This window comes from Paenibacillus sp. DS2015, from assembly GCF_050433705.1.
Taxonomy (GTDB): Bacteria; Bacillota; Bacilli; order Paenibacillales; family Paenibacillaceae; genus Paenibacillus_AQ.
This window is the reverse complement of sequence record NZ_JBNPWS010000009.1, coordinates 141,303-163,614: the sequence shown is the minus strand read 5'-3', so window position 1 is coordinate 163,614 and position 22,312 is coordinate 141,303. Positions and strand designations below refer to the sequence as shown.

The 22,312-nt window shown below is 40.7% G+C and carries 15 protein-coding genes and 1 pseudogene; 3 read left to right on the top strand and 13 right to left on the bottom strand.

Annotated features, from left to right (window positions below; translation table 11 throughout):
• Window positions 1-73: 73 nt before the first annotated feature.
• From J2T13_RS10870 to J2T13_RS10860, 3 genes are all read right to left on the bottom strand, one after another.
• Window positions 74-2,842 carry a YDG domain-containing protein gene (locus J2T13_RS10870; RefSeq protein ID WP_429371092.1) on the bottom strand — a complete coding sequence of 923 codons (2,769 nt, stop codon included), beginning with the start codon at window positions 2,840-2,842 and terminating at the stop codon, window positions 74-76.
• Between the two features lie 289 nt (window positions 2,843-3,131).
• On the bottom strand, window positions 3,132-4,376 hold the full coding sequence (locus J2T13_RS10865) for an ABC transporter substrate-binding protein (RefSeq protein WP_429371090.1): 1,245 nt from the start codon (window positions 4,374-4,376) through the stop codon (window positions 3,132-3,134).
• 5 nt (window positions 4,377-4,381) lie between these two features.
• Window positions 4,382-5,173 (bottom strand): hypothetical protein, encoded by a 792-nt coding sequence (locus J2T13_RS10860; RefSeq protein WP_429371120.1) that lies wholly within the window; start codon window positions 5,171-5,173, stop codon window positions 4,382-4,384.
• Window positions 5,174-5,440: 267 nt separating this feature from the next.
• On the opposite strand from J2T13_RS10860, the pseudogene J2T13_RS10855 reads away from it, so the two are divergent.
• A pseudogene (locus J2T13_RS10855) lies at window positions 5,441-5,560 on the top strand (polar amino acid ABC transporter ATP-binding protein); the annotation flags it as partial.
• 521 nt (window positions 5,561-6,081) lie between these two features.
• On the opposite strand, the gene J2T13_RS10850 reads toward J2T13_RS10855, so the two are convergent.
• From J2T13_RS10850 to J2T13_RS10810, 9 genes are all read right to left on the bottom strand, one after another.
• Window positions 6,082-8,715 carry a cation-translocating P-type ATPase gene (locus J2T13_RS10850; protein WP_429371088.1) on the bottom strand — a complete coding sequence of 878 codons (2,634 nt, stop codon included), beginning with the start codon at window positions 8,713-8,715 and terminating at the stop codon, window positions 6,082-6,084.
• Window positions 8,716-8,871: 156 nt separating this feature from the next.
• Window positions 8,872-10,119 (bottom strand): hypothetical protein, encoded by a 1,248-nt coding sequence (locus J2T13_RS10845; protein ID WP_429371086.1) that lies wholly within the window; start codon window positions 10,117-10,119, stop codon window positions 8,872-8,874.
• Window positions 10,116-11,672 (bottom strand): glycosyltransferase, encoded by a 1,557-nt coding sequence (locus J2T13_RS10840; RefSeq protein WP_429371084.1) that lies wholly within the window; start codon window positions 11,670-11,672, stop codon window positions 10,116-10,118. The genes J2T13_RS10845 and J2T13_RS10840 overlap by 4 nt, the downstream gene beginning before the upstream one ends.
• Window positions 11,673-12,033: 361 nt before the next feature.
• Entirely contained in the window at window positions 12,034-12,516 is a 483-nt protein-coding gene (locus tag J2T13_RS10835) for a YhcH/YjgK/YiaL family protein (RefSeq protein WP_429371082.1), read from the bottom strand.
• A 34-nt stretch (window positions 12,517-12,550) separates the two neighbouring features.
• The gene (locus tag J2T13_RS10830; RefSeq protein ID WP_429371080.1) at window positions 12,551-13,387 is read right to left on the bottom strand and encodes an SDR family NAD(P)-dependent oxidoreductase; all 837 of its coding nucleotides are present in this window, start codon (window positions 13,385-13,387) and stop codon (window positions 12,551-12,553) included.
• 24 nt (window positions 13,388-13,411) lie between these two features.
• On the bottom strand, window positions 13,412-14,323 hold the full coding sequence (locus tag J2T13_RS10825) for an N-acetylneuraminate lyase (protein WP_429371078.1): 912 nt from the start codon (window positions 14,321-14,323) through the stop codon (window positions 13,412-13,414).
• A gap of 33 nt (window positions 14,324-14,356) precedes the next feature.
• Window positions 14,357-15,196, bottom strand: a complete 840-nt coding sequence (locus tag J2T13_RS10820) for a carbohydrate ABC transporter permease (RefSeq protein ID WP_429371076.1) — start codon at window positions 15,194-15,196, stop codon at window positions 14,357-14,359.
• Between the two features lie 12 nt (window positions 15,197-15,208).
• Window positions 15,209-16,099: a carbohydrate ABC transporter permease gene (locus tag J2T13_RS10815; protein WP_429371074.1), complete on the bottom strand. Its 891-nt coding sequence runs from the start codon at window positions 16,097-16,099 to the stop codon at window positions 15,209-15,211.
• An 86-nt stretch (window positions 16,100-16,185) separates the two neighbouring features.
• Window positions 16,186-17,556: an ABC transporter substrate-binding protein gene (locus J2T13_RS10810; protein ID WP_429371072.1), complete on the bottom strand. Its 1,371-nt coding sequence runs from the start codon at window positions 17,554-17,556 to the stop codon at window positions 16,186-16,188.
• A gap of 209 nt (window positions 17,557-17,765) precedes the next feature.
• On the opposite strand from J2T13_RS10810, the gene J2T13_RS10805 reads away from it, so the two are divergent.
• Both J2T13_RS10805 and J2T13_RS10800 read left to right on the top strand, forming a co-directional pair.
• Window positions 17,766-19,568: a sensor histidine kinase gene (locus J2T13_RS10805; protein WP_429371070.1), complete on the top strand. Its 1,803-nt coding sequence runs from the start codon at window positions 17,766-17,768 to the stop codon at window positions 19,566-19,568.
• Window positions 19,546-21,138, top strand: coding sequence for a response regulator transcription factor (locus J2T13_RS10800; RefSeq protein ID WP_429371068.1), 1,593 nt, complete (start codon window positions 19,546-19,548; stop codon window positions 21,136-21,138). The genes J2T13_RS10805 and J2T13_RS10800 overlap by 23 nt, the downstream gene beginning before the upstream one ends.
• A 153-nt stretch (window positions 21,139-21,291) precedes the next feature.
• On the opposite strand, the gene J2T13_RS10795 is transcribed toward J2T13_RS10800, so the two are convergent.
• A complete protein-coding gene (locus J2T13_RS10795; RefSeq protein ID WP_429371066.1) occupies window positions 21,292-22,311 on the bottom strand; it encodes a DUF2804 domain-containing protein in 1,020 nt (339 codons plus the stop codon).
• Window position 22,312 lies beyond the last annotated feature (1 nt).

The window sequence follows — 22,312 nt, the reverse complement described above, 5'->3', positions numbered from 1 at the left end:
GTGTCGGGGCTAAACTTGTTCCTTCTAATTTTCCCATAGAGGATTCATACAAGATGATCTTTATTCATGAATATTATGGTGCTGTAATGACACCTGTACTTACGGTGTAGTCTGCGGGTGCCACATAATTTGCAGCATCTGCTCCCGATAGGGTGTACACCACCGTTATCGTTTTGTTCGTTCCTACGGTTGTATCATTGTAAGTTGCAACGGCACTTACTGTTACATCGTCTCCACCTATAACTCCTACTAATGAGCCTGTTGTCACGACTGCTGTTGCCGATCCATCATATACTTTAGATTCTATTAATAAAGGCGCGTCAATAGTTAATGCTAATGCCGTTATGACACCTGTACTTACGGTGTAGCTAACGGGTGGAAAATAATTACCTGCACCTATTCCCGTTAGGAAGTAATCCACGGTTATCGTTTTATGGGTACCTACGGTTCTATCATTATAAGTTGCTGTTATATTAACGGTAACCTCATCATCATCTCCATCAACTATTCCAATTACTGAGCCTAGTGTAACGGCCGCTGTTGCAGTTCCATCATATACCTTGGATCTGGTTATTTGATCTCTGTCAATTTCACCAGTAGTTACTGTATAGTCTAACGGTGCAATATAATTCGCTGCATCTGCTCCACTCAACGTATACACCACTGTAATCGTTTTGTTAGTACCTACTGACGGTGTATCATAATTTGCTACTGCGCTCACCGTGACATCTTCACCACTAACAACACCCATTAATGTACCTGCTGTCACAGCTGCTGTAGTCGTTCCATCTTTAAACTTTGTAAGTGTCAATGCCGGTGTATCAATAGTTAACAGTGCGTTTATAATAACTCCCGTATTTACTGTGTAGTTTGCTGGAGCCATATATTTGCCAGCATCTGCTCCACTCAGCACATAAGCCACTGTTATTGTTTTACCTGTTCCCAGTGTTTCATCATCGTAAGATGCTACTGCATTCACTGTTACTACATCACCAGGAATAACTCCAATTAATGAATTCGCTATTGCGATGGCTGTTGTAGTTCCATCATACATTTTTGTTTCTGTTACAGATGTTGGATTTGCAATGGTTAATTGTAATCCAATGACTAATATATCTGCTGAAGCTGTAGATATATTGTTAGAAGAATCAACGGCATACACAACATAAGTACCAGCTGGTAAACCTGATGTACTAATCGTTGAATATACGGAAGCTGTTACTGCTAACTTTTCACCCCGTGAAGCATCAACCGAATGATTCAAATCCGTTATTATATGGAGTGTTGTTGAAGGCACTAGATACAAATATCCATTCTCACTACTTGCAGCATAAACGCTATCTCCAACTGTTACTTGACCCACAGTTACCCTTGATAGAGTCGGAGCTGTTGTATCACCACTACTTCCATCTGGAGGTAGCGGTTCTGATGGTGTTGAGGGTGTTGCGGGTGTTGAAGGTCCAGTTGGAGTTGAGTTAGTGCTAGGCATAGGAACTGATGAACCTCCATCTTTATCCAACAGCTTCATGGGTTGCTTTTCAAATATCGTACCTGCTTTAGCAATGGAACTTAACGTTGCTATCTCAATAGTACCCGTCCCTACCATCTTAGCTATTGCTTCTAAAATAAGACTAACAATCTTTGCATCAGCACCTAAATTAAGCGTCAGACCCGTTGCTGTTGATTCTACAGTGACTTCTTTAATACTGCCTTCAGGAATATCAAGCTGAATTTGATCGGCTTTAATATTTATGCTATTGAAGAATCCCTTGAAGATAACTTTCGAACCCGCGGGTAGCTTCTCTGAAAGAGTAATCTTACTCAAATCTACTCCAGTCGCTTCCATTCTTTGAATAATGGCTGGTGAATCAATAATAATTTCTCTAACTGTTGTTGAACCATTAATTACAATACGAACGATAATTTTATTTTCCTTATCAATTATAAGTGTAGATAGAAGTGAATGATTCAGATGAATTGAATTTTCACCCCCGGCCTCTACTCTGGTTACTCCTTGTACCGTTACATTGTTAAGGGTTGCATCGCCACTGCCAATACCACTAGCAAACAATAAATTCCCGGTTATGATTGTGTTCTGTAGCGTAACCCCAGTCGTGTTAATTACAACGTCGCCATGGATTGTTTCTGTACCCGCTACAGGGCCATAAGTTCCTGCATGGTTATAAGCAACAGCTTTTACCGAAATAGCGTGGTCCAATGTTACGACAGCCTCTGCACGAGTAATGAATTTGCCAGGCTTGAAGCTATTATCTTCTGCATAACCCTGCATAATCCCCTTAGCTACAGTTGCGTCTACTGAACTTTTAGCCCAAGAGGCTATTGAACTTGAATCTGTAAAAAAAGTCTCTGCGCCCTCAAATTGGGCCAATCCCACTAATCGCTCAACGATCACTGCAACTTCTTGTCTGCTAATCAACTTACGTGCCCCGATTGTTCCATCTGCATAACCTGATATGTATCCGACTTTGGTAGCTTTGGCAATCTCAGCATATGCCCAATTTGACGAAGTGATATCACTATAGGAAACCGTCGCCGATTCAGTGAATCCAAAAGAGCGGTTAATCAAAGCAATAAATTCCGCTCTAGTAATGGTGTTGTTGGGCTTAAAGCTGCCGTCCTCGTAGCCTTGAATGAACCCTTTGTCGATCCATGCAGAGATTTCGCTTTCTGCCCAGTGTCCCTTGATGTCTGATTTTGTCGATGTTGTTGTCGATGCCCCTGCACCAAAGGCTACACCAAATGATGAAAATAGCATCATTATAATTAATAGAGATGAAACAAATGTCTTAAACGGTCTGTACTTAAAAGATTTATTCTTCAATTTTAGTCCCCCTTAAATAATTATCCAAAATTAACCATACTACATGTTACCTAAAATTTAACTTAATTTAAGCTGAATTTTAGCAAAGTAGATATATTTCTGTCGTTGCCACTTCCTAAATTGATTCTAATCCAATTTCTTTCATGAAAAAATCCCCCAAATGGGGGGGGGAAGCAGACAACTATAACAATATCATTGTAAAAGTTAGATTAAAAAGAAAAACCTCCTCATTCAAAATCATCGAATGGGAGGCACTTTAAATATGTTATATTCATCGTACACGTCAACTTCAATTCTGCACACTTGTGATAAATCCAGAAAGCCCTGGATCCCTTCTATATTGCGCAGTTTTAATCCAAGAAACCTTGGATGAATTCTCCTTAACCTGCCAGATATCATATAAGGAGTACTTACGGTCACCTTTATCATCCAATAACATCCATCCGGTTGCTCCTGCATATTTGGCAGAGAGTTCAACCAGGTTAGCTTTCAACTCAACAGCATCTTCAGGATTATCCATGTTCTCAAATGCGGTTACTAGCATCCATGGAATATCGTAGGCAAATATGGCATCAGGAATCACTTGTGTCTTCAACTTTCCCTGTAATTTCTTCTGAACCTCTTGGTATAGTGGTGTATCATTAATACCGAATGTGACTCCCGTAAAATTCACAGTAGCTGCAAAAGCGGCAGCTTCATTATTATTAATGAGTGCAGAATTCAGCACGGTTGTATCCGTTCCGAACCAACGTACATGATTCAATGCATCTGCTTGTTCAATTATAGGAACCACTTCATCAAATGAAAACACAACAATACCGACGGAATCTGGATTTAGTTCAGAATTCTCAAGCTGTTGCTCCATTTGTGATACCGTTAATTTAAAATCAGTACTCCCTGGCTCGTATATAACTGGCGAACCAGCCTTTCCGCCAAGTTCCTTAAACTCCATGATGAGTTGCTGTGACAATTCTCGTCCATACACATCGTTGCGGTGGACTGGAATGATGTTACGAATTCCTTGTTCAGATAGGAGAGTAGCCAAGGCTTTCGCCTGCTGATAGTCATTTGGCACTACTCTATAAATACTATCCTTATCCACCGCCAATGAAGGAGCTGTGCTACTGTAACTGATAACAACGACATCATTTGAATCAGACCAGCTCTTTAGAAGTGTTAATTCCGCACTCGAACCCACAATAAGGATATCCGTTCCTTCTTCATGTAGCGCTTTGGCCTGTTTCAATGTTTCTTCAGGGTCACTCTTGCTATCCTTAATGATCAATTCCATCTTGAAACCTAAGTTGGCTTTACCCAAGTATGTATCTATCTCATCCATCGCCAAATGAAGAGCCGTTTCTCTTGCTTCACCTTTTGAGGATAATTCTCCAGTTAAGGGAAGAATAGCCCCAATCCCAATGGGTCCAGTGTTATTCTTATCTCCATCTGAACAGGCTACAAGCAGAATAATCCATACAATAGTCAATACTAAACATCCATATCGTTTCATTTTGGGCTCCCGTTCAATATTCAATTTAATTAACGCATATTTCCAATAATTGATGATCTGCTATCTTGCATTTTTTTGAGGAAATTAGTCATCACTTCGAATGCTTCGTTACGCTTGTTGCTCAAAGATTGTAATCGAAGCATATCCATTTGTTGTGAGTTAGATTGTGAATCTATCATAGATTTTAAATTCATACTCATTGTATCAAGTTCAGCTTTACTAATATCTGTGGTTGGAATTGCGATTCCCGCGTTCTGAATGGCTTGGATGGTCTCGTTGCTCAAATTTAACTTAGTATCTGCTTTTGCATCTGCAGGAAGTATTGCACTGGCCTTATTTAATTGACTAAGCGCATCATTTAACTTATTAATCTGTGAATTCCGATCTTCCACTGCCGCAATTTGAGACCTAAGCTGATCTTCTAACAATCTCGTTCTTTCACTCTGTACCGCCATCAAGGCTGTTTCTATGTCCATACTCTGTATATTTAACTGACTTAATGGAGTCACTTCAGACTGAACTACAACTTCAGGCTGAGCTGCAATAATAGAAGCCGTTATTTGCTCTTGCACTTTCTCTTTTTGCTCCAATTGCACCTGTAACTGCTCTTCCTTAACCTGATCATTATTATTCTGTGCATCAGCGATCTGTGTTTCTAGATCTACTTGTTCCTTTTCATTTGTCGTTACAGTATCCAAAATCTGAGTAATCTCATCGTCTAAAGGTTCATTTTGCGTAGTTACTATTTGTTCCGAGGCTGACGCGACTGACGCTGAAAGGGCCAATAGAGTCAGCATACTCGAAAGCATTATTTTCTTCATCGTACTCACAATAACATTCTCCTCATCTATGTAGTTTCGTATAACACTCATTCATTGCAATTCTATCAATACCTCTGATAAATAACTACTAAAAATTTAAGTATTTAAAATTAACAAAAAATAGATAACACATGCATTAAATCCGAGGCCACTGAAAAAGTAGCGCAATTATTGTGGATGCTACACATACGAAACACGATTTAATCAGAAATCACCGAGAGAGATTTTGATAAACGACTAGAAAAAAAGAAACAGAACGCTATAAAAGTTTTAAACATTATAAAGGAAGTATCAAGTAAAAATCGGACGATGATTGTTGTCACACATGAAATGGCCTTTGCACGAGAAGTAGTCGATCGCGTCATATTCATGGCAGACGGTATTATTAACAGGCACCTTTCGCACAAATGAATTGTGCAATAGGTGCCTGCTTGATTATTCTGGACTTTTTCAGTGCCCTCTCATCACCCTCAAATCCTGCTTCAAAATTACAATTCTCTTACACAACTTCATGCTCTACACTTCATAATTAGGGAGTTTATCAGTTGTGTTGCGATCGGATGCTTACCATAACTATCCTTCAACTTCCAAGTGGTTAAAGTAAGACTACCTTCTCTACTTCTCTGAATGAGAAGGGATCAACGTACCTGTGGTGAAATCGTCAATTCCTCTTCGTTGCTTGCCGCAATATCGCCATCAACAGAAAACAATGTAATTCCAAAGAGGGTTATTCCTCAAGCAGTCTGTTTGGCTGCCTGTAGAATAACCCTCATCACATTTTTTTGGCACAACATATTTATTCGCACAGCGCCTCAAAATGAATATTTGAGGTGGAGTTGTCTTAACTCTCCGTGTAACCCTGTAATAAGTACGATACGATAAAGGACACACGTATTCAATCGTTATATTCATGCATCCTTATTATCATTGTCTCGTGTGAACACTTTAATGATCTCATTTACAATGAGGGGTACGAGACCTAATCCGATGACCAATCCCCAATCAGCGAATGAGAGATTCTGCACTTTAAACGCTGTGGCTAGGAAGGGTATGGTGATTACTCCAAACTGCAGAATTAGGCCTACGATTATAGCGCCTATTAAGTATTTGTTCGTGAATAGCCCAACTTGAAATATGAACTTCGTTGCACTTCTCATCGATAAAGAATAGAACAGCTGTGAAGAAGCAAGCACAACAAAGGCCATAGTCCTCGCATAAGTCAAAGCATCTTCAGAGATATTGTTTGAGCCTAAGCTATATCCGTATTCATGTAATCCTAAATAGAAGGCAATTAAAGTAGTCGACCCAATTAGGATCCCCCCTATGATGGCACGTATGCCTGCTCCTTTTGCGAAGAAGCTTTCATTAGGGTCCCTCGGCTTCTTCTTCATCACGTCTTTCTCACCAGGGTCCACTCCCAGTGCGATTGCCGGTAGCGTGTCGGTCACCAGATTAACCCATAATATCTGGGTTGGCAGGAGCGGAATAGGCCAAAAGAACAAGATCGAAACGAGCACCGCGATGACTTCCCCAAGGTTACATGATAATAGAAAGATAACCGCTTTCCGAATATTCAAATAGATATTTCTTCCTTCTCTAATCGCATGGACGATGGTTGAAAAGTTATCATCCGTTAATATCATGTCGCTGGCACCTTTGGAAACATCTGTCCCAGTAATCCCCATGGCTACGCCGATATCAGCAAATTTCAATGAAGGAGCATCATTTACCCCATCTCCTGTCATCGAGACGATATTCCCTTGGGCCTTTAAAGCTTTGATAATCTTAACTTTGTGCTCAGGTGAGACCCGAGCAAATACTCTATAGTCATTAATTTGTCGCGAGAATTCATCTTCTGACAAATTATCAATTTCTGCTCCTGTCATACATTGCTTAATAGAATTTGCGATACCCAATTCTTTCGCAATTGCAAATGCTGTGTTCTTGTGGTCCCCAGTGATCATCACCGAAGTAATTCCCGCCACTTTTGCTTCATGTATCGAATCCTTCACTTCAAGTCTTGGTGGGTCAATCATGCCTACGAATCCAAGTACCGTAAGGTTCTGTTCCATCTCATCTGGGTCAATTATACGATCCGTATCCTTATACGCAGCACCAAGTACTCTTAAGGCATCAGCCGACATATCTTCCGAAGCCGTAACATATTGGGCCTTCATTTCTTCTGTCAAGGGCACAACCTCTCCATCTACGAAAGCAGAGGTTGAAATCTGCAAGATTTGATCGATGGCCCCCTTGGTATACACTCGATAACCCGTTGGGATTTCATTTAATGTAGACATCAGCTTTCGATCAGAGTCAAATGGCTTCTCAGAAACCCTTTTGAACTCTGCGTCTAAAGATCTTTTGGTTAAATTATTCTTATCACCGAATATGATTAGAGCTATTTCAGTAGGGTCTCCAGTACCCTTCCCATGTTCAAAGGTCGCATCTGAACATAACACCATAGCTTTAATCAGATCTACAGGAGGTTCATCATGGTTTGGTTCTGGTGATGTGTAATGCTTCACGACAGACATCTTATTCTGCGTAAGTGTACCTGTTTTGTCTGAACAAATGATATTGACTGATCCTAACGTTTCGACGGCCGGCAATTTCTTCACAATGGCGTTAATTTTGGACATTCTTGTAACACCAAGTGCCAATACAATCGCCACAATCGCCGGGAGTCCTTCCGGAATAGCCGCAACTGCTAAACTGATAGCCGTTAAGAGCATTTCAAATAGATCTCTTTTTTGGATTAAAGCAACGACAAAAATGAGCAAGCATATTCCGATGGCAATATACCCTAACGTTTTACCGAGTTCCTCTAATTTTTTTTGCAGAGGGGTCAATTCCTTATGATCATCATCAAGGATCTTGGCGATTTTCCCCATTTCCGTATTCATGGCAGTACCCACTGCAATACCTTCGCCTCTCCCGTAGGTAACAAGTGTAGACATAAATGCCATGTTAGATTTGTCACCAATAGGCATTTTGGGATCTGTATGAATATCAGCTGCATTTTTATCCGACGGCACAGATTCACCGGTTAACGCAGATTCTTCAATCTGTAAATTAGCGCTCTCAAGTAATCGTAAATCAGCAGAGATGAATCTCCCTGCATCTAATATGACGATATCTCCTGGTACAATGTCCTCGGATTGAATTTCCTTAACTTCTCCGTCACGTCTGACAAGTGTCTTTGGAGTCGTCATTTGTTGCAAAGCCTCTATTGCTTTCTCCGCTTTGTTTTCTTGAATCACTCCGATCAACGCGTTTAACAGAACGACTGCAACAATGATAATCGTATCCATGAATTCCCCAATGGCAAGCGTAACAATCGCAGCACCTAGAAGAACATAAATGAGCATATCTTTCATTTGCGCAAAGAAGAGAAAAATCAAGCCTTTCTTAGGTTTTCCCTTGAGCTTATTGGCGCCATATTGTTCAAGTCTAGATTTAGCTTCCTCAGACGTCAGCCCCGTTGTAGCGTTTACTTGAAGCTCCTGTAGTACTTCTTCTTTCGATTTTGAATACCACACCCTAGACACCCCTTATATTATTATTTATGTTCTTCTATCCTATTCATATATGTTCCCTCTTTCTGAATTAAAAAACCCCATTTCTGCTAATAATTCAACAAAATGAGGTTTGCTTTACTGCTATAATTATCCCGACAATCCTTTTGAAAGAAGTGCTTATTGGGTTTTTAGAAACTTTATTACTTTTACCCATGCTGATTTCGTATTTTCGAAGTCTTTATAATGTTCTTCTACATGCTCATGATAAAAGTCCAGTTCTTTCAATACATCTTTAAATTCGTCATTTCCAAAATAGTTACATATCTTTGGAATGACATTAGATAAGTCTTCCTTCATTTTCTTAATCTCAGCTTCATAATTCTCTCTTTGCGTAATATAAAGCAAAAGTGGCTTGTAACGAATCCAACCGATAGAAGCTTTTAAGAACCTTTTAGTAATAACACTCGAATCCGCTCTCATCCCTTTTAATTTGTTAGGAAGCACTCCAAGGAGTAAATGCTCATAAGTAGTAAAACCATCATGAAAGGTATAACAAGGAACTTTCCTTATATTACATTCACCAATGCAGGTGCTTAAGAAAGTATCTTCTCCTCTTGCTCCCGGCGGGTTATAAAAAGGGAATAATTTATCAAGATTCTTAAGGTTAAAGCCCAGGTTAGCACCAGAGATAAACTTCATTCCATTTACTTCTTCAACGACTTCTATAATTTCACTATTCATGATATCAAGGTCAGCATAGGTAACTCCGCCATCATTCATTTTTTCTTTTATGGAGTCCCAGTTAATAATATCATTGCTTATAGACTCCACAAAAATTCTAAATTCATCTTCAGAAAGCTTATCGTTAAAATCAAATTGTGGTATTGGAGAAATATAACCACAATGATGACCGTGGGTCATATCAGCATGTTTAATATTGTTAATATGCGTGGACAGAACCTCTTGACCTTTCCAGACAATGCTATCATTAATTTTTATATTTGCTATCGGGTACTCATCATCATCGAGGAAAATAAGATAATCCATTTTATTTTTTATTGCAAAATATAAAACTGCATTTCTTTTCATGGCATAACCTTCACCAAATATCAGTTTAGCCTCTTTTTGAGTAACTACTTTCTTCTCAACTAGATATTGTGCCTCATTTGTAATCGAAGAATTCCCCAAGTAATAAGCTGAATCCACACTATCCAATATTTCTTCATCTGTGACTTTGTAATCACTCACTTTAGTGCGCTTATACTTCAAATCGTAAGCAACAAACAGGTGGAGTGCATTTTTCTTGTTATCGACGAGTCCAGATTCATTCCAGTTATCAACATAGGTTTTCACCACATTTTTAAAGTTCTTACGACCTGTTACAAAACCAACACCAACGTTAACTTTCTTCTTTTCAATTTTCATATAACTTCTCCCGCTTCCCACTTTATTAAGTTGGGATTAGTATCCATAATCGAATCATATTGCTCCCTAATTCCATATATAGCATCTGGGTCCAATAGCTGATATCTCACATACTTTTCTGCTCGATCTTCTTGTGTTGCCCAGCCCAAATGTTGCACACGAAATTCAGATCCAGCCTTTGGAAAGGAGGATGTATTCATTGGAAATCTTCCGCAATGTTGCGCTGTTTCATTCCACGTATAATTAAAATCTGGCTGGTATCTCATTAAGAAGGGTCTATAAATACTTTGCGCATTCCAATATTCATCCTCACGGTAGTGCTTTTCATCCCACATATCATATAGCCTAAAGCAATAAAAATCGTATTTTTTGTTATTAATAAGTTGTTGCGCATTAACCCAGAACCCTTCTTCTAGTATTTCATCTGCATCCAGGTTTAGTATCCAGTCGGGATTTGTTTTGATAGTTTCATTCCATTGCTTCTTCCTAAGCTCTACCTCGCCGGCAAACATAGATTTCTCATTCTGTATAATATGTAAAGGGATACCTTCAAGTATTTCTCTACACAAGGCTATGGTGTTATCAGAACTTCCGTCATCAATAATAACAGCTTCATCAATATGACCCTTTAAACTGTTTAGCATCTGATTGAGATAACGTCCCTCTTCATTTTTCACGATCATGGAAAGAGTAACCTTATTCCCCTGTTCTTTAGTTCTACGTACAAATGCGAGGTCTGCTTCATTAGTTTTTACATAAGCTTGCACACCCTCTAAATCTTTCTCTCTATAAATATGATATGCAGGATAATGAGTATCCACGAAAAGATCAATACCTAGCACTGCCGCTCGTATGCAGAAAAATCTATCCTCACCATGGATCGTTAAGTTTTTAATCGGCTCAAAGCTAACACCTTTTACCAATGCAGCCCTACTAATCAATGTACAAGCCCCTAATCCGCCCACTTCATATATGCCAGGAATTCTAAGTTGGTTCAAAAACTTCATTTGTCGTATTTCCATCTCTTTATCGCTAAGTTCTTCACCTAATCTCTTAGGAACTAAATCATACTCGTCAAACAACCAAACATTGGGTTCAAAAGGTCTATCCTTATGCCATTGACTCCAAAATATTTCTGAGATTATATCCTTATTCGCTGTCTTTAGGTGTTCTATCAGATTAGGGTGTAAAACCAAATCAGAGTCCACAAAAAATAGATAATCATAATTATTTTCTATTGCGTAATTAATGATAGAATTTTTGTAATTAGCTACCTTCAACATTAAGCTATCGTCCCAGTAATGGGATGCATCGTTGCACAGATAGACCCCTTGCTCATTTCCACGAACGATAATGACCGTTGATTCTTCTGATTCTACTTTTTCAAACTCAGCTAATAACTGGCTTGATTGTTCATCAATATTGTCATCAACAAACATATAATCGATAGAAATTGTATCTCTATTAAGACTTTTCAAGGAATCTAAAAACGCTTTTAGTATTTCTGGCTTTTGATATACCGGACTTCCAACTAGCACTTTCTTTTTATTCATTTATATTAACTCCTCCACGGACCTTTTAATTGATATTACCCAATTCATCCAAAAGAGAATCTTGGCATAATTATATTTATCTATTAATTTTTCTATTAATTTACATATTATATTATTAGTAAATCCAGATTCAGGAGGAAATTCACGGCATAATTAGTGCGCTTTTGTTCATACACCGTTTATATTTCTAATGATCCATTTTTAGATATCGAATATAAGATACAGAATACGACGACACTACTCGCATTCATTATTCCTGCCTATATTTTACTTGTAGCCATCGTATTGCTTATCATTATTATTTTTTTCGATAAAAAAACTCTCTACCCCCGCGGAATTGTGGGATAGAGAGTTTTCTCGTTCATAAAAGTGCTTTACTGCTTACTTTGACTACTGCCTTTTTGATCATTGCCGGTTTCGAAGATCTATAAACACCAGGACGATGAAGGTCAGAAGGGAGAAAGATCGCGAACATCCCTGGCTTTATAATTAAATCCATCTCTTCTTCGACGTCCTCATAAAGAGCGTAGTCCTTCGTCACCCATTCATTATGGCAAATAACGTGACGCTCCGATTGTCGGGCATAACCAATCACTTCTTCATCCCCATCGATTAAATAATGGATATCGACATATTTCAAATGAGATTCTAGTTTTTTATCGACTTTCGGTTCCGTCTCCATTTCTTGAATGAGTATAAACATTTGATCTCCGTCCCAATCGTATCTTCCGGGGAGCAACCCTTTTAAATCCGTCTGAGAAAGCTTCAGGAGAGCCTTCTGCAACAATGGATGGAGGGTATCAAGTTCTTGACTTATCATCCTTTTCAAATCACCAACTATCATATACCCACTCCATTTCCTTGGATTGCTAGATGTTTTACCAAGAGGTTAATCCACCGTCAATGACAAGATTGTGGCCGACGGTATAGTCAGATGCTGCAGATGCAAGATATGCGATCGAACCTTTCAAGTCAATTCGATCTCTTCCCATCCGTCCTAACGGAACAAGCTTCGAGTAGTTATCGACGAATTGATCCGGCTGTGCACGGTAGAACCCGCCTGGCGAAATTGCATTGACATATATACCGAAGGGAGCTAGCGAAACGCCGATTCCCTTCGTTAAATTGATGACACCAGCCTTGCTCGCCAGGTAATCTGGGACGGTCGGTGACAATCCCGAACCGGGATATATTCTTAAATCACGCCCCACGATTCCATCAACTGATGCCATGTTAATGATTTTGCCAGAGCGTGCTTTCTTCATATATGGAGCAACTGTTCTGCAACCCAAGAAAACACTTGTTAAATTTGCATCCATCGTGTATTTCCAATCTTCAAGCAGGCGTGTCTCTAGGAACTCGAATGATGGATCCCCTTCGATAGACTCAGGTACAACCGAGACCTTGCGTCCTCCAGCGTTATTGATGAGAATATCAATTTTCCCATATTGGGAGATGAGGTCACGAACAACCTTCATCCAGCTGTCCTCCTCTGTTACCTCGAGCTCCGCTCCGGAAACCTCCGCACCTGTATCTAGAGTAAGAAGGGCAGCTGTTTTATCCGCTGCTTCTTGCTTGCGACGAGTGACCACTACAGTTGCACCCAACTCCGCCAAAGCCTCCGCCGCATCGTAACCTAGATTACTCCCGCCTGTAACCAATGCAATTCTACCTGTTAAATCGAACATGTCTCTTACATTGACTCTTGCTGTCATTAGGGTTTCACCTCCAATCTAACATCACTCCACATTTAAGAAAGAGAAGCGCTTAGCTATCTCGTAAATGTCAGCACGCTGGGCCTCATCCAATTGCTGAATCGGTTTGCGTGGGATGCCGACATCGAAGCCTTGAAGCCTTAGAATCTCTCGTTCGAAGGCGATAAAATCATATTTTAGCAATTCATGAATAACCCGGTTGACCTCATATTGAATCACTCTGGCTCCGGTTATGTTCCCTTGCTTGAACAACTTATAAAGCTCCGCAAACTTCGCTGGCATAATATTATAGGTAGAACCGATTGCTCCACAAGCTCCCATGGTCAAGCCTGCCAGACAGATCTCGTCCGGACCATTAAACACGAGAAAATCATCACCACAGACATCCATGATCTGCTGCATCTCAAAAACATTAGTCGATGTGAATTTCAATCCGATAATACCTTCGACTTGAGATAATTCCTTATAAAAGTCAGCAGACTGCTTCGAACCAGTCATATCCGGAAAATGATACGCTATTAATGGAATATCCGCAGCCTCGGCAATATCGATATAATGACGCTTGATCTGCTCTGAGCCATGTTTATAATAGAACGGCGTGACTGCCGATACGGCCGTTGCCCCCGTATCATAGGCATGCTTTGTTAACCTTACCGCAGTATCCGTATCCATCGAACCCACATGCGCAATAACGGGAACTTCTTTTTTAACCTCATCCATGACGACCTCAAGTAAATATTGACGTTCTTCGATAGTCTGTAAGAACCCTTCACCAGTGCTTCCGCTTAAGTAGAAGCCAGAGGCACCCTGGGAGATGAGATGTCTAATTAACTTCCGTGTTACAGGATCGCTAATCGTACCGTCAGCATTATAAGGTGTGATGAGTGCAGGGATGATCCCCTGTAAATGGGCGTACTTCGTTTTGTTTGAGTTCATATGATAATTCTCCTATCTCCATCTGAATTGGGGTCAACCTTTAATTCCACCAGCTGTAAGACCTTCGATTAATAGCCTCTGAATAAAAGAGAAAATGATGATAATGGGGAGGATGACGATGACTCCACTAGCTAGAATACCGCCCCAGTTCGCTGCTCCCATGCTTTCCATAACCTCAGCAATACCGACCTGAACAGTCTTAGCCGATAACGAGTTGGTCAGAATCAAGGAGTATTGGTAATCGTTCCAGCCAAGAATGAACGAATACATACTCACGGAGATGAGGCCCGGCAAAGCCATCGGAACCATAATCTTAAACAGTGTATTTAACTTGGTAGAACCATCCATATAGGCGGCTTCTTCTAGTTCTTTGGGAACACTTTTGAAAAATCCACTCATGATCCACACGGCAACGGGAATAGTCATCGTATTATAGATAAGGACAAGCACCGTCTTCGTATTTAGTAACGAAAAGGCGGAAGCAAGCTTGTACCATGGAATCATAATTAAAGGGCCTTGAATCATCTGTGCGAGTACAAACAAGATTACGACCAGACTGATCCCCGGCACTTTGAATCTGGCCAGGCCATACCCGCTTACACATGCAATCAGCCCTGTACAAAGCGCAGTAAGCGAACACACAACAATAGAGTTGTATAGTAATTTCCCGATATTCATCCCATGCTCACCGAGTGCCCAAGTGTAATGCTCAAGAGTGAAGTTGGATATCCACCAAGTAGGCGCCGAGGAGAACATTTCCTCAGTGCTCTTGAACGTTGTATCTAATAGCCAAAGGAAAGGAAAGAGGGTAAATACCATCAGAATCGTTAGGCTTGTGTATTTAATAATGCGTAGCGATAGCGTCTCTTTCATAATCTCACCCTTCTAATCGTTTTCCTTGCCAAGTAATTTCGCGTAGATCCCAACGAGAACAAGGACGAATACCATAGATAATGCCGCAATGGCTGAACCTCTGCCCAGATCATAATAAACAAATGCATTGGTATAGACATAAGTAGGAAGGATGCTCGTCTCGAAACCCGGACCTCCATTCGTCAAGGCCCAGATCATTTCGAACTTCGTCCAGGATGAGACAATAGACACCATACCCGTGACGTACATGATGGGTCTAAGCAAAGGTAGCACGATACCAATTAACCGTTGCCAGAAATTAGCTCCATCTACTTCTGCTGCTTCGAGCATTTCTCTCGAAATACCAGTCATTCCCGACAGTAGCATTAAGGCAATATACGGAAATCCCTTCCACACAGAGGTCAGCAATAGCGCAGGCCATACCCAGAAGTCATCTCCTAGCCAAACAATGTTATCCTGAATGATATGCAATGCACTCAGATAGTGGTTGGCTAGTCCATTATGACCGTCATAAATCCATTTCCAAATGATACCGATAATGATAACCGGGGAAACCCAAGGTACCATCATCAAACCTCGCCATAGCCCCCGAGAGCGTAGCTTGCTATTTAATATCAAGGCAGCTGGAATGGCAATCGCGAATTGGAATACCGTTGACCCGATAACCCAAACGAGGCTATTCCACATTATCTTCCAAAATTTATCGTCTTCCTTAAGTAAGTACACATAGTTATCCAAGCCGATGAATGACATTCCCTTACTCGAAATCAAGGAATAATCGAACAAGCTCAAACGGATAGTTTCAAATAAGGGATAGAATTGAAAGGCGATTAAATAAAGCACGGCAGGTGCAAGAAGCATATAACCAAAGCCGTGTGTCCTAAAAAAATTCCGGGTCATCATGTCACTCTCCTCGCCCTGTCCATTCTCTTACATTTAGGAAAGGTGACTCCATAGCCGAGCTATAGAATCACCAAACTATAAACAACTTACTTCGCGTATTTAGTGATAATTGGATCAATGCCCTTCTTAATGGCATTAAACGCTTCTTCCGCATCCATTTTATTCGTCATCATTTTGACCATAACGTCCTGTACGACCGTTTCCATCTCAGGCTGTCCAATGATTTTGTCCATAGGCACTCCTGACTTTTCTACGATGCCCAAGAAATCTTCGATCACACGCTTATGACCATCAATCGCTTTAGGGTACACATTCTCTGCCTTCTTGATCACTTCATCCAGACTTGTTGCTTTCTCAGCGGAGATGTTAAGAATAGCCGCTTGTGTACTGTTAAATTCTGGAGAGAGCAGTTCTTCAATTAATTTCCATGCTACTTCCTTGTTCTTACTTCCTTTATAGATACCGAAGCCCGAGTTAGCAACTGGCGTCTTCGCGGCTGATCCTGAAGGACCTTTCGGATATGGAATAGCACGGGAAACGTTAATGATATCCGGATTAATGCTGTATACGTTTGATGAGAAGAAGGTACCCGCAGGGATCATACCGACTTCCCCATTGCTGTATGCTCTAAACATCTCGGGATAACCCCATGTTAGATGCGCTTTAGGCTGATAAGCTTCAAGCTTCTTGAAATGGTTCAACAGTTCAATATATTTCGTTTTGTTCTGATCAGACGTATCCGAGATCAAAAGATCATTACTGTAACCCGCTGTGAACGGCACACGGAAGGCAAATCGAGCTACTCCCATTGGATAACCAAATCCGTATTTACCGTCTTTAGTCATCAATTCAGCTGCTTTCTCCATATCTCCCCACGTTTGAAGATCCTCGATCTTCATACCAACATCGTTAAGCATCTTTTCATTTACCATCAGATTAAATGCGTTAGCCGTCGCGGGAGCCGCATATATTTTACCTTCAACACTCGAATAATCGAGCGTACCCGGGAGGAACTGATCCGCTTTCACGGTAGAATCCTCACGCTGCATATAAGGAGCCAAATCTTCTAACCCGTCCATCTGTACAAAATTGGTAACATCTTGGGTAGTCGCGATATCAGGTACATCACCCGTGCTGATCATAACAGATATCTTTTTCTCCATATCCGCCCATGATAAGTACATAAACTCAATGTTGACGTTGGGATATTTCTCTTTCATGGCATTCTTGAACGTCTCGGCAAACAACTTCTCTGACTCCGACGTACCCGGATATACGAAGCGGATATCCGCTTTCACCGTGTTCCAGTCTATTTCTTCGCCAGAGGAATTTGAGCTTGCTGGGCTGTTGGACGGAGATGCTTCGTTCGAGTTTCCATTAGAGCACCCAGCGAATACCAAGCTAAATGCTAGAATTAAACCTGTCAATCTAGCCGTACCCTTCTTGAAAGCCTTCATTATTTTTGCCCCCTATAATATCGTCTGCCTTAGTTACACGTTTATCTTATACTGTGATGTAAACACCTCACAATGAGACAATTTCAAGATTTGGTGGACATTTTCTAGCACTCTCTACAACAAGATGAGTCGACGATTGTAACCGCATTCATTTTTTGTTAAGCTTACCATGCTAAACATCTATGTTGTTCTTTCAGTGGAGGCTCACGATGAAACTGTTCCATAAACTTCAAACTAGGATCTTCTTCTACTTTATTATTGTGGTGCTCATCCCCTTGCTAAGTCTGGGCATATTCTCTTATTTTACTTCCACCAATTTGCTAGAGAAACAAGTTCTCGTCCACCAGAACCAGACCATCGGTCTTATACAAAGTAACATCAAGTTGATGCTAGACGATGTACAAGATATTTCTTCCTATATTATGAATAATGAAACGTTTCAAAATCTGCTCAATCAATCAAGGCCCGACGAATATAATCTCTCACAACAAACGATGTTATCTTACTTGTCCAATCTAAAGATAGCCAAAAACTACATCTCCTTCATCATCGTATACGGAGAGAACGGCTTTCTTTTCCGAGATTTCAACGAGTTCTATAGAGAAGTCATTCCTTATCAACAATTAATAGAATCACCGACTTATATCGTAACGGCAGCTAAAGCAGGAGAAGCGAACTGGATGTTCTCAAGCGACCCTCTGTTTCCATATTTGCAACAATACAACGAAATTATGATAGGTCGTCGGATTACTAATATATATGATTCAGACCAGAAACTGGGTATGCTTTTTATGGGGATACGCCGCGAGGCACTGCTCAATTCTATCAAAGATATTGACATTAGCGAGACCACTCAGCTGTTGTTAATTGATGATAATTACAATCTGGTTGCAAGCAATCAAAGTACGCGTGATATTCAATATTACCGCGATGGGGATCTTGCATTTAAGAAAAAATTAATAAACCCGGAGTCCGATCCCGTTATTCATGTGAATGACAGGGATTACTACATTTCCACCGCCGCTGTTAAACCTTACGGTTGGAGCGTGGTCAGTCTAACACCCTTAAAAGAGATACGTAGCCAACATCAAGTTCTACTGCGGATCACTTTAATTGCTTCTATTTCCCTTTTGTTGATCGTTGGGCTACTTTCGGTGTTCTTATCTCGTAACGTGACCTCACCCATTCGGAAATTGCTGCGGTCAATGAACGATTTCAAGAGAGGAGATTTCAACCAGAAGGTGTCTGTTGAGTCCAAAGACGAGATCGGTCTATTAACTCAAAGATATAACCAAATGGTAGTAGAATTGAACGAGTTGATACAAAAAGTGTATATTAGCCAAACAAACCAAAAGATGATCGAACTCAAGACGCTACAGGCGCAGATTGAGCCCCATTTTCTGTACAATACGCTAGATTATATTTTTCTTAATTCCAAAATCAATGGTGATAATGATACGGCAGAAGTCGTTCGATCGCTTAGCCAACTATTTCGTATATCGCTTAATCGCGGGAATGATTATTATAAGTTAGAAAATGAGATTAATCAGATCCGAGCCTATGTACACATCCAACACGCCCGATTCCCACAACGATTTCAGGTCGAATATGATATTCATCCAGAAGTGGAGCCATATCTGACATCCAAATTACTATTGCAGCCCATCGTTGAAAATGCCATTATTCATGCCTTTAACACCCACATTGAGCGAGAAGGCATCCTGAGAATTACAGGCCGTATGACCTCGGGGAGGATCTTGTTTACAGTGGAGGATAACGGCAAAGGAATGACGGAACAACAAGTCGCATTATTACTGGAGGTGTCCCCTAATAGTAATGGTGGATACGGCATTAAGAATGTCAACGAACGGCTAACGATGCTATTCGGAGAAGAATACAAGTTACGTATCACTAGCACGATAGATAAAGGAACAATTGTCACGGTCTGTATGCCTATGATCCAAAATGAAGAGGAATGGGTGAGCCTATATGAAAGTCATAATCATCGATGATGAACCCATCGTATGCATTGGATTACGAAAGCTTATTCCGTGGGAAGCCTATGGTTTCGAATGGCTCGGGACGGCAGATAATGGCGTAAAAGCATTAGCACTAATTGAAGCCAAGCGCCCTGATCTGATTATCTTGGATTGTCAGATGCCATTAATGGACGGTTTACAATTACTTCGGGAGTTGGCCGCACGTCAAATCCACCTTAAATCCATTATTCTAAGCAGCTACGACGAATTCACATATGCCCAGCAGGCACTCCAGCTCGGTGCCTCTGATTATTTACTTAAACCACCTGATCTAGACCGGTTCACTGAAGTTATCCTACGAGTAAAAGAAGAATGGGAAATGGAGAATGTGCTGAAAATACAGATGAAGGAGAACTTCCCGGTTATGGTGGAGCGTTTCCTTCATAGCTTGATCCACGGCGCGAAGCAAAAGCAAGGTGTATTCCGTGAAAAGACGGAGTATCTTAAGCTCCAGATCCATTCCGGACCGTTCCGCGTTTGTTTGCTGGAGATCGAGGATGAAGTGGGGAAGCTGGATAGATACAGCGTAGAGGATCACCATCTTATCCATTTTGCCATCGGTAACACAATTGAAGAAACACTTGAAGCATGGGATGCTAAAGTGTTGTTCCAAGAGCAGTCTCGTAGATTCATCATGATGTTCAATATCGATAGTGAAGATCAAATCACACACATTCGGGCGTTACTACAACAGCTCATTGTAAATTTGCAAACTACGCTTCGGCTTGGTGCTACTATTGGGGTATCAAGACACTATGCAAGCCTGCTGGACGACTCTAAGATGGCTTACGAGAATGCCAAAATTGCATTGCAATATAAGTACTATACGGGCGCAAATCAAATTATTGTAATGGACGATCTTGAGGGAGAACAAGATTGCGTCACGATGACCAAGGACAAACATCCTCTCGAAGATGAGGATCTTATCATGTCCATACGGGTCTGTAATGAAAGTAGGCTAATCGCTTGGCTTGCTTCATTCATTTCATTCTTGAAGAATCAGGCATTTAACCAGCATGAGACAAAAATGTTAAGCTTACAGCAAATGATGGCAGCCACCCATACGATGGTCGAAATGCATCCTCAACTCCAATTAGACGAACTTCTCACGACGAAGGACATTGAATGGATCTTCAATGCTAATACCATCGATGAATTATCTCAGCTAATGCACCGATTTTTATTCAAATTGTTTGCGTTGACACAAGATTTACGTAAATCTGGGAAAAACGTGGTTATCGAAAAAACGAAAGCTTATATACGCGAAAACTATCAACACAACATAACTCTTGAGGCTATTGCTACAGAGGTATTCCTATCTCCTGTTTATCTAAGCTTCTTATTTAAGCAAGTTGAATCTATGAATATCACAGATTATATTACCCACGTACGCATCGAGCATGCCAAGTCATTATTAATAAAAACAATCAAAAAAACGTACGAAATTGCCAATCTTGTTGGTTATCAGGACGATAAATATTTCAGCCGAATATTCAAAAAAAGAGTCGGGATGACCCCTTCGGAATACCGCATGCAAATTTAGTATATTTGATGGTTATAAGACTTATCTTTCTCATCAGATCAGCTTCCTCATATTCGATAGAAGTTCTCCTGACCCAATGAAACCAACGATAGCCCCATCCTGGAAGTTCCAGACTGGGGCTATTGGCTTAATCCTATAATTGAAGCATAGCTATTACCAATTATTCACGGCATGCTCAATAAATGCGACCATATTCTTCACTTCTATGATTCTACCGTCATCTAGGACGGCTTGCCCCGTGAAAGTACCGAACAGTTGATGACAGCTATTATCCACAAACAATAGTTTCGTTGCTGTAATCTGATCGTAGATGGGCGTGAACTCCATCTCGAATCTCCCATCATCACTTGTAACTTGTTTCTTCGACATATAGCCACCGGCAGATAAATCAAAGATCACCTGACCAAGCTTATGTGCGGTACCCTCGTAGAACAGCATATTCTCCGTTGCAGCGGTTGTATTCCCGAAGCCATGACCGATATTGAAGCCGAATCGTTTACCATCCACATAACAGCTACCGTTTCCCCAATACCAATCTTGTCGGAAAGGCCATACGCCCCTACCCCAATCGAGTAAACCAAAGGAAGAATCAGGTTCGAATCGGTACTCCGTATCTCCGATATGCACTACACCGCTGGCAGGCATACAGTTGATTTTATGATTATAGTAAAACATAGAAGGGTGTTCATCAAAGGGTGTAGCTATCACAAGCGAAGTCGGATCGGGTTGGGATAACTCAATATCAACATCGATCGGAGGCGAGCCCTTTCCGATTGCTTTGCAAATCAACCTCCGTCCTCCGTTCGACACCTGAAACTCCATGAACATATCCTTTCGTCGGTAGGTCAAATCTCCATCCTCCGCTGAAAGCGGCATCCGCAGTCGATTAAAGGGCAGAACGAGCATTTTCGTAATTTCATAATGTTGCCCTGTTGCAAATTCGAACAATTTAACCGAAATATTACCTGCATATGACACATGTCCAATCGTCAATTGCAGACAATAGTCATCGTTCGAGACCTGATAGAAATCCCACTCTTTAATCCGCCAAGGCCGCGCTTTAATACCATCTCGGTTATAAGTTAATATGGCTTGTGTCGAATATCCTTGCTGAAGAAGTGAACCTTCGTTGCCGAGCAAGTTACCAGGTAAGCTTATCTTATTCTGTTGCATA